The 14,534-nt window shown below is 51.2% G+C and carries 13 protein-coding genes; 3 read left to right on the top strand and 10 right to left on the bottom strand.

Features of this window, described 5'->3' with window-relative positions:
- Positions 1-8: 8 nt before the first annotated feature.
- The 6 genes from nuoF to lrhA form a co-directional block, all read right to left on the bottom strand.
- Positions 9-1,346: an NADH-quinone oxidoreductase subunit NuoF gene (gene nuoF / locus C5523_RS08255; protein ID WP_039079882.1), complete on the bottom strand. Its 1,338-nt coding sequence runs from the start codon at positions 1,344-1,346 to the stop codon at positions 9-11.
- On the bottom strand, positions 1,343-1,843 hold the full coding sequence (gene nuoE, locus C5523_RS08250; RefSeq protein WP_039079881.1) for an NADH-quinone oxidoreductase subunit NuoE: 501 nt from the start codon (positions 1,841-1,843) through the stop codon (positions 1,343-1,345). The genes nuoF and nuoE overlap by 4 nt, the downstream gene beginning before the upstream one ends.
- A 2-nt stretch (positions 1,844-1,845) precedes the next feature.
- The gene (gene nuoC / locus C5523_RS08245; protein WP_075203679.1) at positions 1,846-3,648 is read right to left on the bottom strand and encodes an NADH-quinone oxidoreductase subunit C/D; all 1,803 of its coding nucleotides are present in this window, start codon (positions 3,646-3,648) and stop codon (positions 1,846-1,848) included.
- 89 nt (positions 3,649-3,737) lie between these two features.
- On the bottom strand, positions 3,738-4,400 hold the full coding sequence (nuoB, locus tag C5523_RS08240) for an NADH-quinone oxidoreductase subunit NuoB (RefSeq protein ID WP_039079880.1): 663 nt from the start codon (positions 4,398-4,400) through the stop codon (positions 3,738-3,740).
- Between the two features lie 15 nt (positions 4,401-4,415).
- Positions 4,416-4,859, bottom strand: coding sequence for an NADH-quinone oxidoreductase subunit NuoA (nuoA, locus tag C5523_RS08235; protein WP_039079879.1), 444 nt, complete (start codon positions 4,857-4,859; stop codon positions 4,416-4,418).
- A 625-nt stretch (positions 4,860-5,484) separates the two neighbouring features.
- Positions 5,485-6,423, bottom strand: a complete 939-nt coding sequence (gene lrhA / locus C5523_RS08230) for a transcriptional regulator LrhA (RefSeq protein ID WP_039079878.1) — start codon at positions 6,421-6,423, stop codon at positions 5,485-5,487.
- A gap of 948 nt (positions 6,424-7,371) precedes the next feature.
- Here lrhA and alaA point away from each other — a divergent pair.
- Entirely contained in the window at positions 7,372-8,586 is a 1,215-nt protein-coding gene (gene alaA / locus C5523_RS08225) for an alanine transaminase AlaA (RefSeq protein ID WP_039079877.1), read from the top strand.
- Between the two features lie 81 nt (positions 8,587-8,667).
- Positions 8,668-9,267: a 5'-deoxynucleotidase gene (gene yfbR, locus C5523_RS08220; RefSeq protein WP_079496248.1), complete on the top strand. Its 600-nt coding sequence runs from the start codon at positions 8,668-8,670 to the stop codon at positions 9,265-9,267.
- 79 nt (positions 9,268-9,346) lie between these two features.
- On the opposite strand, the gene C5523_RS08215 is transcribed toward yfbR, so the two are convergent.
- The 4 genes from C5523_RS08215 to yfbV form a co-directional block, all read right to left on the bottom strand.
- Positions 9,347-11,179, bottom strand: a complete 1,833-nt coding sequence (locus tag C5523_RS08215) for an SLC13 family permease (RefSeq protein WP_108700920.1) — start codon at positions 11,177-11,179, stop codon at positions 9,347-9,349.
- Positions 11,180-11,254: 75 nt separating this feature from the next.
- Positions 11,255-11,932, bottom strand: a complete 678-nt coding sequence (locus C5523_RS08210; RefSeq protein WP_108700919.1) for a sugar phosphatase — start codon at positions 11,930-11,932, stop codon at positions 11,255-11,257.
- Entirely contained in the window at positions 11,925-12,419 is a 495-nt protein-coding gene (locus C5523_RS08205; protein ID WP_039079873.1) for a YfbU family protein, read from the bottom strand. The genes C5523_RS08210 and C5523_RS08205 overlap by 8 nt, the downstream gene beginning before the upstream one ends.
- A 94-nt stretch (positions 12,420-12,513) precedes the next feature.
- Positions 12,514-12,969, bottom strand: a complete 456-nt coding sequence (gene yfbV / locus C5523_RS08200) for a terminus macrodomain insulation protein YfbV (protein WP_039079872.1) — start codon at positions 12,967-12,969, stop codon at positions 12,514-12,516.
- 337 nt (positions 12,970-13,306) lie between these two features.
- On the opposite strand from yfbV, the gene ackA reads away from it, so the two are divergent.
- Positions 13,307-14,509, top strand: a complete 1,203-nt coding sequence (ackA, locus tag C5523_RS08195) for an acetate kinase (RefSeq protein ID WP_039079871.1) — start codon at positions 13,307-13,309, stop codon at positions 14,507-14,509.
- Positions 14,510-14,534: the final 25 nt, after the last annotated feature.

Here is a 14,534-nt window from a genome sequence, read left to right as displayed (position 1 = left end):
AATTTAACTCACCAGCGCGTTTTAAGCAGGTTCGGCTGAATCCCATGAATAGCCTGGGTATTGCTGAACTGTTGCTTAATGCCTGCCTCGAATTCTTCGCGGAAGTATTTTATTGCGCTCTGCAGCGGCTCTACCGCACCTGGCGCATGCGCGCAGAAGGTTTTACCCGGCCCGAGGAAACGACACAGTTGCTCAAGTGTCTCGATATCCCCAGGCTGGCCTTCGCCGCGCTCTAACGCGCGCAGAATTTTCACGCTCCACGGCAAACCGTCACGGCAAGGCGTACACCAGCCGCAGGATTCACGGGCGAAAAACTCTTCCAGATTACGGACCAGCGAAACCATACCAATTTCGTGGTCTACCGCCATGGCCAGCGCCGTACCCAGACGGCTGCCCGCTTTACCGATGCTTTCGAATTCCATCGGCAGATCGAGGTGCGCTTCGGTCAGGAAGTCAGTCCCTGCCCCGCCCGGCTGCCAGGCTTTGAATTTCAGGCCATCACGCATACCGCCCGCGTAATCCTCAAGGATTTCACGAGCCGTGGTGCCAAACGGCAGCTCCCACAGTCCCGGATTCTTCACGCGACCTGAGAAGCCCATCAGTTTGGTGCCAGCGTCTTTGCTCTTCGAAATGTTCTGGTACCACTCAACGCCGTTAGCGAGGATTGCCGGGACGTTACACAGGGTTTCGACGTTGTTTACGCAGGTCGGTTTACCCCACACGCCGGAGCTCGCCGGGAATGGCGGTTTGGAGCGCGGGTTGGCGCGGCGACCTTCGAGGGAGTTAATCAGCGCGGTCTCTTCACCACAGATATAACGCCCGGCACCGGTGTGCACGAACAGTTCGAAATCGAAACCAGAACCGAGGATGTTTTTCCCCAGCAGACCCGCTTCAGTCGCTTCGGCAATCGCACGGCGCAGATGCACCGCCGCTTCAATGTATTCGCCGCGCAGGAAGATGTAGCCACGGTACGCTTTCAGCGCAAATGCGGAAATGAGCATGCCTTCCACCAGAAGGTGCGGCAGTTGCTCCATCAGTAAACGGTCTTTGTAAGTACCCGGCTCCATTTCATCAGCGTTACACAGCAGGTAACGGATGTTCATGGATTCGTCTTTCGGCATCAGGCTCCATTTCAGACCTGTGGAGAAGCCAGCGCCGCCACGGCCTTTCAGACCAGAGTCTTTGACCGCATTGACGATGTCATCCGGCGCCATACCGGTCAGCGCGCGACGCGCACCGGCATAGCCGTTTTTGCTCTGATATTCATCCAGCCACACGGGCTGCTTGTCATCACGCAGACGCCAGGTCAGCGGATGCGTTTCGGGAGTACGGTTAACGGTTTTCATTTATACCGCTCCAGTAATTCGGGAATGCCTTCCGGGGTCAGATGCGCATGAGTATCCTCATCAATCATCATGTTCGGCCCCTTATCGCAGTTACCCAGACAGCAGGTCGGCAGCAGCGTAAAGCGACCGTCGAAGGTGGTCTGGCCCGGCTTGATCTTCAGGTGGCTTTCAATCGCAGACTGAATACCCTGGTAACCGGTGATATGGCACACCACGCTGTCGCAATAACGGATAACGTGACGGCCCACCGGCTGGCGGAAGATCTGGCTATAGAATGTCGCCACCCCTTCCACATCGCTCGCCGGGATACCCAGCACATCAGCGATGGCGTAAATCGCGCCGTCTGGCACCCAACCACGCTGTTTCTGAACGATTTTCAGCGCTTCAATGGACGCAGCACGCGGATCTTCGTAGTGGTGCATCTCGTGCTCAATAGCTTCACGCTCTGCCGCACTCAGCTCAAAAGCCTCGGTTTCTGGTAATTGATTCTCGTGCATAATTAGCGGTCCACATCTGACATAACAAAATCGATACTACCCAGATACACAATCAGGTCAGAGACCAGACTGCCGCGGATGGCGGACGGGATCTGCTGCAGGTGCGCAAAGCTTGGCGTACGTACACGAGTACGGTAGCTCATGGTGCTGCCATCACTGGTCAGGTAGTAACTGTTAATACCCTTGGTCGCTTCAATCATCTGGAAGGACTCCTGCGCCGGCATGACCGGGCCCCAGGAAACCTGCAGGAAGTGGGTGATCAGGGTTTCGATATGTTGCAGCGTGCGCTCTTTCGGCGGCGGCGTGGTCAGCGGGTGATCCGCTTTGAACGGGCCTTCCGGCATATTGTTGAGGCACTGCTCAAGGATGCGCAGACTCTGACGCAGCTCTTCCACTTTCAGCATCACGCGGGTGTAGCAGTCGGAAACACCGCCGCCAACCGGGACTTCAAAGTCGAAGTTTTCATAGCCAGAGTACGGACGCGCCTTACGCACGTCGAAGTCAATCCCGGTGGCGCGCAGACCTGCGCCCGTGGTGCCCCACTCCAGCGCTTCTTTCGCGCCATAGGCAGCCACACCCTGAGAACGACCTTTCAAAATGGTATTACGCAGCGCGGCTTTCTCGTACGAGGCCAGACGCTTCGGCATCCAGTCGAGGAATTCGCGCAGCAGACGATCCCAGCCACGCGGCAGATCGTGAGCCACCCCGCCGATACGGAACCAGGCCGGATGCATACGGAAACCGGTGATCGCTTCCACCAGATCGTAGATTTTCTGACGATCGGTAAAGGCGAAGAAGACCGGGGTCATCGCGCCCACGTCCTGAATGAACGTGGAGATGTACAGCAGGTGGCTGTTGATACGGAACAGCTCGGAGAGCATCACGCGAATCACATTCACGCGGTCCGGCACGGTAATACCCGCCAGTTTTTCCACCGCCAGTACGTACGGCATTTCATTGACGCAACCGCCGAGGTATTCAATACGGTCGGTATACGGGATGTAGCTATGCCAGGACTGACGCTCGCCCATCTTCTCGGCACCACGGTGGTGGTAACCGATATCCGGTACGCAGTCGACAATCTCTTCGCCATCAAGCTGGAGGATAATACGGAATGCACCGTGCGCAGACGGGTGGTTCGGACCGAGGTTAAGGAACATAAAGTCCTCATTGTCGGTACCACGCTTCATGCCCCAGTCTTCCGGTTTGAATTTCAGTGCTTCCATCTCCAGATCCTGTTTCGCTTTTGTCAGCTCAAACGGATCGAATTCGGTCGCACGCGCCGGATAGTCTTTACGCAGCGGGTGGCCTGTCCACGTCTGCGGCATCATAATGCGCGTCAGGTGCGGGTGGCCTTCGATATCAATACCGAACATTTCCCATGTTTCGCGCTCATACCAGTTGGCGTTCGGGAAAAGTTTGGTGAAAGTCGGTACACGCAGATCGTTTTCAGATAACGCCACCTTGAGCATGATATCGCGATTGCGTTCAATGGAAATCAGGTGATAGAAAACGGAAAAATCCGCGGCAGGCAAACCCGCGCGGTGCGTACGGAGACGTTCGTCCATGCCGTGTAAATCAAACAGCATGACGTAAGGTTTTGGCAGTTTCTTGAGGAAATCACCTACTTCCAGTAACTGTTCGCGCTTCACCCAAACAACGGGTACCCCGGTGCGGGTAGCCTGAACGGTAAAGGCATCCGGCCCAAAACGGTTGCGCAGCTCGCCAATGACCGGATCATCAAGGTGATCGCGGGTCTGCCATGTGGCTTCTTGCGCAGTTAAGTCAGTCATATTGTTCACCATTGCAAAAGGTCCGTGGTGACTGTCAGGTAAGGCTCCGCGTTAGTTGATTATTAAAATGCGAAGTGTTTGCCATTACCTACAGGCGCAAATTAAATCTCGTCAGGTGTACGCAGATTCGTGACGGCAATACGTTCGCCGCGTTTACGCTCGCGCTCTGATTGCATATTGGCGCGATACACGCCTTGATCGCCAACAACCCACGACAGCGGGCGGCGTTCTTTACCAATGGATTCCTGCAACAGCATCAGGGCCTGCATATAGGCTTCCGGACGCGGCGGGCAGCCGGGGATGTATACGTCCACCGGGATGAATTTATCAACGCCCTGTACGACAGAGTAAATATCGTACATACCGCCGGAGTTGGCACATGCGCCCATGGAAATAACCCATTTTGGCTCAAGCATCTGGTCATACAGACGCTGGATTACCGGCGCCATTTTGGTGAACGGCGTGCCCGCGATAACCATCAGGTCGGCCTGACGCGGTGAAGCACGTAACACCTCAGCCCCGAAACGCGCAACGTCATGCACCGCAGTGAATGACGTTACCATCTCAACGTAGCAGCAGGAGAGGCCAAAGTTATAAGGCCAGATTGAGTTTTTACGGCCCCAGTTAACCAGGTCATGGAGTTTGCCCATGAACACCGTTTTATTCACTTCCTGCTCAAGAGGGTCGGTTACGATCTCCTGTTTTTGCAGGGGGTAACGGTCATTCTCACCGTTGGGATCTATGCGGGTGAGCGTATAATCCATCTTATTGCCTCGCGGTTAGCGTTGACGATTAGTGTAGCTGTCGGTTTCCGGATTGAGTCGTTCGCGGCGTGAACGCGCAGGCGTCCAGTCCAGCGCACCGATACGCACCAGGTAAACAAGACCTGCCAGCAGCACTAAAATGAAAATTGCAGCTTCGACAAAACCAACCCAACCACTCTCACGAATGGAGGTTGACCATGCATATAAATAGAGCGCTTCAACGTCGAAGATGACGAAGAACATGGCCACCAGGTAGAACTTGGCAGACAGACGAAGGCGAGCTGAGCCTACCGAATCGATACCGGACTCGAACGGGACGTTTTTGTGTCTTGCACGCGCCCGACCACCGAGGAACCGGCCACCGACGAGCATCAGACAGCACAGGCCAATAGCGACAATAAGAAAGATAGCGAATGCCCAATGATGAGCGATGATTTCAGTGGATGTTGACATACGCATTGCTTAACTCAAAAGGTAGCGCTTAATACCTCTGCTCTTCTCGGCAGATGGCGCCACATCGATTCATGGGGAGGAATAAAACCACACGTTCAGTGCGAATTTGACAAAGTCGGTCAAACGATGTGGGTTTTTACTCCTTTCTATAACCTTTTGTCAACTTTAACAAAAGCTTCCTCACATTAGTTTACATCGACAGCAATTCATTAACATTTAATGCCGTTTTCTTCTTCAACCTCAAATAAAGCCCGCAAACAATCAGGGTGTTGAATCGTGTCCGTTGTGAGGTTTTACAAATATTACCCTCTTATTTTGACAGGAATTTGCCTGGATTCCTCCCCCTCTATGGGAGTATTTTCTTGATCTGAGACACGCTTTTGTTAATTCATTCCTAAAAACGGCAACAAAATGGCTAGTTTTTTAACATGAATAGCCATTACCAAAAACTATAGAACAAAAGGGATGAGATGACAGGCAGGATAATTAACAAATTGATTTATTTACTTATTTAGTGCATTTATGTTTCCTAAAGCACTAAATTGTGCAAAAAACAAACCGATGACAGCATTTTTGCTGCCAGCGGTCTATTTTTACACTTACATTTTGTTACCAGTTTTTGATGCCGTTGTTACCCAAAATCGCCCTCAATCACCAGAGAATCCCCTCCTCCTTCGGTGGCACTACTGCCGTAATGCCATGGATTCTGATAGTGCTCCATTGCCTCGAAAATCACCTGCGCCAGTTCATTTTGACTTAGCGGGTTATAGCAAAGGAGATATTCAGTCTCAGGAAGGAGCGGCAGGCCATCTGATTTACCCAATACCCGTAAATCAGGACTCATCATTTCAACGGGGCGGGCGGTGATCCCAAGCCCGGCTTTTACCGCCGCTTTTACCGCTGAAAGCGTGGACGCGACATAAGCAATACGCCAGGGAATATTCGCCTCATTAAGGGTGTTAATCACGATATCGCGAAAAGGGCTTGGTTCATCTAACAGGACCAATGGTACCGCCTCACCTTTTTGCAACACGAATTCCGCAGAGCAGTACCAGTGCGTGGGCGAAGTCCGTAGCGTCAGACAATCGTATTCACCAGGCCGATTAGTGGTCACGACAAGATCGACATCATCTTCTTTCAGTCTATCCCCGGCAAAAGGATTACGTTTGACACGCACATCCAGGGCGAGCTTTGGATAAACAGAACTAATACGATTAAGCAGGAACGGCAAGATAGTGTCGGCAGATTCATCCGAAGCGCCGATCGTTAACGCTCCCTGTAAATTGCTAAACATTAACGATGTACATGCTTCATCATTGAAACGTAAGATCTTTCTTGCATAGCCCAGTAACTGAATGCCGTGCTCAGTTAACAGCTTATTTCGACCATGACGGGCAAAAAGCTCTTTCCCTACTAACTGCTCCAGTCTTTGCATTTGCTGACTTACCGCTGACTGGGTGCGACAAACTGCGGCGGCGGCCGCAGCGAACGTGTTCAAATCAGCGACCGCAACGAAGGTTCTCAGCAGATCGAGGTCGAGATTCAGTATCGGACGATTTGCATTTATCATAATTTTTCACTTACGGGTTCCCCACTCGGAGTTACCCGGGTTTATGCTGTGCGCGTAAGATTTAAGCAATTCCCTTTTTAATGTGCATCCAGCAGAGTTATCACCCTGGTCAACTTGACAAAAAGTTCAGGTGTTTTTAGTTCACAGTCTGGAGCAAGACAAACTCAACATCTTTATTCTGCATACTCCCTTCCCTATTGAATATATAAACCATGCGAATACTTGTTAATCCTTTTAAGGAAAAAACATTTTTTTGCAACATCCTTAGCCGTACATGGCGAGCACGTCATATACAGCCAATTCATATGGCCGTTCGGGAGTAGAAAACGAGTAATAACAGCTAACTAATAATAAAAAATAGCCCATACAGAAAGCATGGCTTTCCTGACATAACCATTTCCGGGCATCATTTTAACCTAAAACCATTATATTTATAAGCATTATTGCGATTAATCTGATCGCCAAAAATCATCTCGCGAACGATTTAGTTTTATTAATATTAAAAGGGTCCACCCTCTCCATTCGCAATATTAAATAAACGTGAAAAATGAATCACCTTATCTATTAATAATACTTAACATTATCTTCACAGATTAGCCGTTTCTCGGCCGTGTGTTACTTTCAACATTTATCATTTCAATGAACTGAGAATGATTATGAGAGGAAATCATTCTTCTTCATTGTTGCGCACACTGCATAACCTTTCTTTTTTAGCAGAAAAATCGCCAAAAAACAGCACAAGAAGAACCATAAACCACAAACAATATCTTTAACACTGGTATATAGAGATTTAACCAATAATGGTAGTTTAAAAAACGTTAATTGTGATGTGGTTAAGGCAAAATCTTCTTCTGTCCACCCTTCAAAACCTGCGCCCGTGGGAGTACATTGTTCGGTGCTGACTTCCACGGCAGGAAGTGGCACTCACAGCTAAAAGGTCAAAGATTCATGTCCTCCATCGAAAAATCCAGCAAATTAGATAACGTCTGTTATGACATACGCGGCCCGGTTCTCAAAGAGGCGAAACGCCTGGAAGAAGAAGGCAACAAAGTTCTTAAACTAAACATCGGCAACCCGGCGCCTTTCGGCTTTGAGGCGCCAGATGAAATTCTGGTCGACGTCATTCGAAACCTGCCAACCGCGCAAGGTTATTGTGACTCAAAAGGGCTGTACTCAGCGCGTAAAGCCATTATGCAGCACTATCAGGCACGCGGCATGCGCGATGTTACCGTTGAAGATATCTATATCGGTAATGGCGTTTCAGAACTGATCGTCCAATCGATGCAGGCCCTGTTGAACAGCGGGGACGAAATGCTGGTCCCGGCGCCGGACTATCCTTTATGGACAGCGGCAGTGTCGCTTTCGAGCGGTAAAGCTGTGCACTATCTGTGTGATGAATCCTCTGACTGGTTTCCGGATCTTGATGATATCCGCGCGAAAATAACGCCGCGCACCCGTGGGATCGTCATCATTAACCCGAATAACCCCACTGGGGCGGTTTATTCGAAAGAGTTGTTGATGGAAATTGTCGAGATTGCACGACAGCATAACCTCATTATTTTCGCCGACGAGATCTACGACAAAATCCTCTATGACGATGCCGAGCATCACTCTATTGCTGCGATGGCGCCGGACGTGTTTACCATTACCTTTAATGGTCTTTCCAAGACCTACCGCGTTGCCGGGTTCCGTCAGGGTTGGATGGTACTGAGCGGACCGCAAAAACACGCCAAAGGTTACATTGAAGGGCTGGAAATGCTGGCCTCTATGCGTCTTTGCGCGAACGTCCCCGCACAGCATGCGATTCAGACCGCGCTTGGCGGCTACCAGAGCATCAGTGAATTTATCGTGCCTGGCGGGCGTCTTTACGAACAACGCAATCGCGCGTGGGAACTGATTAACGAAATCCCGGGCGTGTCCTGCGTGAAACCAAAGGGAGCACTTTATATGTTCCCGAAGATTGACGCTAAACGCTTCAATATTCATGACGATCAGAAAATGGTGCTTGATTTCCTGTTACAGGAAAAAGTGCTGCTTGTTCAGGGAACGGCCTTCAACTGGCCCTGGCCGGATCATGTGCGCATCGTCACACTGCCGCGCATGGACGACCTGGAAATGTCCATCACCCGTTTTGGCCGCTTCTTATCCGGTTACCACCAATAATTGCGCCGGGGGGAGGATTTGCATCTTCCCCCACTCTCTGCGCACAATGGCTCATCGTCGCAGTTACAGACAAGGTTTACTATGAGTCAAAGCCACTTCTTTGCGCACCTCTCCCGTCTTAAATTAATCAACCGTTGGCCACTGATGCGCAATGTGCGTACCGAGAATGTCTCGGAGCACAGCCTGCAGGTTGCCATGGTGGCACATGCACTGGCGGCGATTAAAAATCGCAAATTCGGCGGCCAGGTTAATGCGGAGCGAATCGCGCTGTTAGCGATGTATCATGATGCCTCGGAAGTATTGACCGGTGATTTACCCACCCCGGTTAAATACTTCAACTCGCAAATCGCCCAGGAATATAAAGCCATCGAAAAAATTGCCCAGCAGAAGCTGGTCGAGATGGTGCCGGAAGAGCTACGCGATATATTCTCTGAGCTGATCGATGAGCATTATTACAGCGCTGATGAAAAATTGATCGTTAAACAGGCAGATGCGCTCTGTGCATATCTGAAGTGTCTTGAAGAATTGTCTGCCGGAAATAACGAATTTATGCTGGCAAAATCGCGTCTGGAGAAAACCCTGGATGCCCGACGCAGTCCGGAAATGGATTACTTCATGCAAGTTTTTGTACCAAGCTTCCATTTATCGCTTGATGAAATAAGCCAGGACTCACCGCTTTAATACGCTTCTTTCCGCTTACGGCGTTACCCTCCCTCTGAAAAAGTTTACCCCGGCGCTCGCACTGCCGCCGGGGTAGCCTTTAAAACGGAAACAGAACAGGGATCAACACGACGCACACCGCCATGACGAGCAGAGTAAACGGCACGCCGATTTTAACGAAATCGCTGAATTGATAATTACCCGGCCCCAGAACCAGCGTATTTACCGGTGATGATACCGGCGTCATAAAGGCTGCCGATGCGGCCATCGCGACAACCATTGCGAAAGGATAAGGAGAGACCCCCATCGATTTTGCCGTCGCCAACGCGATAGGCGCCATTAAGACAGCCGTCGCGGTATTAGAGATAAATAGCCCGATAGTGGCGCACAACACAAACAGGCATACCAGCATCATATAGGGCCCATAGCTGCCGCCGAAATCGAGTAAAGCTTTAACGACCAGATCTACCCCACCCGTTTTTTGCAGCGCCAGCGCAAAGGGCATCATCCCGACGATCAAAATAAGGCTTGGCCAGTGAATGGCTTTATAGGCGCTCTCAGCATCAATACAGCGGAATTTCCCCATCAGCAGGCAGGCCGTGATTGCCGCCACCGGATTGGGGATTTCATCTGTCAGCATCAGCGCAACCATCAGCACCAGACAGAAGATCGCATGAGGCGCCTGGTTATGGGCAGGAGAGACGGCGCTCTCTTCCACGGGCATATTGAGAACCAGAAACTCTCGTCCTTTCTGGCCCAACTGGCTAATTAACTTCCAGTTACCCACCACTAATAAAATATCCCCGAGTTGCAGGGGTTCATCGACAACAACGCCGGGCATTGCCTCACCGTCACGTTTAAGCCCAACCACGTTTAAGCCATAACGGGTACGAAAGCCAATTTCACGTACGGTTTTACCTAATAACTCGGTCTCTGGTATCGGCGAAACTTCCGCCATCCCCACATCCAGAGCCTGGTCGGAAAAGTATTCACCGCGTAAAATCATCGGCTCCAGCAGTTGTTCGGCGCAGAATTCGCGTAAATCGACATCCGCCGCCGACATATCAATGAGTAAGACATCGCGGGCGCGAAATTCCGATACCCCATTAACGTTAACAATCACACGGCGGAAACGCCGCCAGCGTTCAACGCCAATAATATTCGCGCCATAGCGTTCACGCAGTTTCAGATCGTCCAGCCGCTGGCCAATTAAGGGGGAGCCCGGGCGAATTGCCAGGCGCCTGGCGCGCCCTGTCAGCCGGTACTCTTTTATCAAGTCGCGGAAGGTACGTCGTTTCCAGCCGTCACGCTGGCTGTCGTCTTTGTCGCTCTTAAGCATAAAGCGCATCAGCAGCATATAGACAATGCCCATCAGCAAAATCACCAGCCCCAGCGGGGTAACGCTAAAAAAACTGAACCCGGCCAACCCCTCACGTAGCAGTTCGCTGTTGACCACCAGATTTGGCGGTGTCGCCACCAGCGTCATCATGCCGCTGATAAGCCCGGCAAAGCTGAGCGGCATCATTAAACGAGAGGGAGAGATTTGCATACGCATCGAGACGCTGAGCACCACCGGAATAAAAATCGCCACCACGCCTGTGGAACTCATAAAGGCCCCAAGCCCTGCGACGGTGAGCATCAGCAGAACCAGCATTTTAATTTCGCTGCTGCCGGCCATTTTTACCAGCCATGACCCCATGCTGGTCGCCACGCCGGTCCGTACCAGTCCATCACCAATAATGAAAAGCGCGGCGATCAAGACAACGTTGGGATCGCTAAAACCCGACAACGCCTCGGTCATCGTCAACGTCCCGCTCAGAATAAACGCCACAATGACCAGCAACGCCACCGCATCCATGCGCACTTTACCCGTCGCAAAGAGGACGACAGCTATCATCAACAGGCATAACACCCAGATAAGCTCACCGTTCACAACATGTCCTTGTTTAAAATGGGGTGATTCATCTTGCCATAAAAAAGCCCCGGCGGTGCGGGGCTACATCATGACTCAGGCTTTTCGTCTGACAACGACATGACCATCAGGCTGCTTTGTCACGACCACTTCATCCAGACGAGCAAGCACAAAGTCCGCCTCATCCAGACGCGGCGAATCGGCAGGCACATTCACCGCGATTACATGGCAGTTCGCTGCAAGGCCAGAAAGCACACCGGCCCCTGCGTCTTCCACCACCACACACTCTTGCGGCGGCAAATCCAGCAGTTTTGCCCCAAGCAGGTACGGGTCCGGCTCAGGCTTGCCGCGCTTAACCTGCTCCGCCGTGACAAATACATCCGGCATCGGCAAACCCGCCGCCCGGTGGCGGGCATGAGCAACAGGGATGGAGCCCGACGTCACGATGCCCCACGGGATATGGGATTCAGTGAGATGGTTCAGTAACTCGAGCGCGCCGGGCAAGGCCACGACACCTTCGGTATCCGTCGCTTCAATCTCCTCCAGCCAGGTAAACTCCGCTGCGATATCCTCTTCGGAGCGACCGGCCATAAAGTGACGTAACGAAGTAATGGCCTGTTTGCCATGGATAAAATTAAGCACTTCGTCATGATCGATGCCGAAGCGGACGGCCCAACGGCACCATGACCGCTCCACGACGGGCAACGAATTCACCAGGGTGCCATCCAGGTCAAACAGAAATCCTTTGCACTGCACGCGAGCCTCCTCAGGCATTAATAATTTGGTTAATTTCATTCGCGCTCAGATGATACTGGCGCGGGCAGGAGTGCCATACATTCAACATACGCTGGTATTTTTCCCACATTGGCGTCTGGGCATTAAAGCCGTGTGTACCGGCATCGAAATGGGTATAACGCCCTTCAATATTGACCATAAAGCGTACATAGCCGAGATAACGCGCTTCGGTGGCGGCATCAAAACCCAAGAAGGTGACGCGGCGTTCATCAATAGATTGCGCGTCTTTCAGATTGGCCCAGGAGACATGTAACGCGTGGTACATCTCCATAATGTCGATAACAGTACGGCAGGTTTCTTCTTTAAGTTCACCGAATTCACGATCCAGCTCACGCATTTGCAGACCATAGCCGCGCTCGATAATGGTCTGCAGGCGACGATAGCGCTCGGCATTAGCAGGATCCATCATGGTCATCATTTTATACTGATTAGACAAAATCAGTCGTTGGGCATTGGTCATTTCCATCTTACGACTCCTGTGCGCGTTGAAGATTAAAAAAAAGACACGGTAACTATTAATGGTTACTGTGCCTTTTTTTACTGACCGTTTCGATGATCAATCACAAGTCATCAAGGAAAGTTTTATCGAGTTGTTTGAAGGCGCGCTTAAGCGTGTCAGCTAATGCCTGATAATCCGGCTTACCTTCGACAGGCGCCAGCGCCTGCCCCGCCTCCTGCAATTTACCGCGGACTTCATAAAACCAATGCAGAATTGATGGGGGCAACGGCGTGACAGAGCGCTTACCAAGCCACCACAGCCCTTGCATAGGCAGGCTCAGGGCAAACAGCGCCGTAGCGACAGCCGGGCCTAATTGCCCGCCAAGAGCGATTTGCCAGCACAGCGTAAACACAGCAACAGGCGGCATAAAGCGAATGGCATAACGGGTGGCGCGTATCGTCCGATTCTCAATAAATAGCGGGGCGAGGCTTTTTTCCATGGGCCAGGTCTTCGCATAGTGCTGTCCCCGGCGAAACAATCCAAAAAAATTGACGGGGCGATTTTCTGAAGTGGACATGGCGTTACCTCAACTTCACATATAAAAATTAAAATAATTGTGCAAAACAACAACTGTGCATGACAACGTTAAAATTTTTTGTCAATTGCGCACGGTATCAGGTATCCTGTGCCTGCCTTAACAGGCCGTAGACGAAGTGTGGTCGCTCGTCAACTTTGAAGTCCATTATGCCACTGTCTGAAATTTGCGCAAAATGGCATAAAATCTTAAGTATTCTTTCCATCATGCCAGAAAATTAATCAGGCATGATGTTAATCATAAATGTCAGCGTCATCATCCGTTATTCTGTGAGACTCACTGACGTTTTTTTAGCCACGTATCATAAATAGGTACTTCCATGTCGAGTAAGTTAGTACTGGTTCTGAACTGCGGTAGCTCCTCACTGAAATTCGCGATCATCGATGCAGCCAACGGTGAAGAGTACCTTTCTGGTTTAGCCGAATGTTTCCATCTTCCTGAAGCACGTATCAAATGGAAAATTGACGGTGGTAAACAAGAAGCGGCTTTAGGTGCAGGTGCCGCTCACAGTGAAGCGCTGAACTTTATCGTTAACACTATTCTGGCACAAAAACCAGAACTGTCCGCACAACTGACAGCGATCGGTCACCGTATCGTGCACGGTGGCGAAAAATACACCAGCTCCGTGGTTATCGATGAGTCCGTTATTCAGGGCATTAAAGATGCAGCCTCATTTGCACCGCTGCACAACCCGGCTCACCTGATCGGCATCGCGGAAGCACTGAAATCTTTCCCGAGCCTGAAAGACAAAAACGTTGCCGTTTTCGACACCGCATTCCACACCACCATGCCGGAAGAGTCTTACCTCTATGCTCTGCCGTACAAATTATACAAAGAGCACGGCGTTCGTCGTTACGGCGCGCACGGCACCAGCCACTACTATGTGACCCAGGAAGCCGCTAAAGTTCTGAACAAACCAGTTGAAGAACTGAACATCATCACCTGCCACCTGGGCAACGGTGGTTCTGTATCCGCCATCCGCAACGGCAAATGCGTTGACACCTCCATGGGTCTGACCCCGCTGGAAGGTCTGGTGATGGGTACCCGTTCTGGTGATATCGACCCGGCTATCATTTTCCACCTGCATGACACCCTGGGCATGAGCGTTGAAGCTATCAACAAAATGCTGACCAAAGAGTCCGGCCTGCTGGGTCTGACCGAAGTCACCAGCGACTGCCGTTATGTAGAAGATAACTATAAAGATAAAGAAGACGCAAAACGTGCCATGGACGTTTACTGCCACCGTCTGGCGAAATACATCGGCTCCTACACTGCGCTGATGGATGGTCGTCTGGATGCAGTTGTGTTCACTGGTGGTATCGGTGAAAACGCAGCAATGGTGCGCGAGCTGTCCCTGGGCAAACTGGGCGTTCTGGGCTTCGAAGTTGATCACGAGCGTAACCTGGCTGCCCGTTTCGGTAAGTCTGGCTTCATCAACAAAGAAGGCACTCGTCCGGCTGTTGTTATCCCGACAAACGAAGAGCTGGTTATCGCGCAAGACGCGAGCCGTCTGACTGCCTGATTTCACACCGCCAGCTTAGCTGGCG

This window comes from Phytobacter sp. SCO41 (assembly GCF_003073275.1).
GTDB lineage: Bacteria > Pseudomonadota > Gammaproteobacteria > Enterobacterales > Enterobacteriaceae > Phytobacter > Phytobacter diazotrophicus.
Note: the sequence above shows the minus strand (reverse complement) of the source record. Positions and strands in the feature narration are given on the sequence as shown.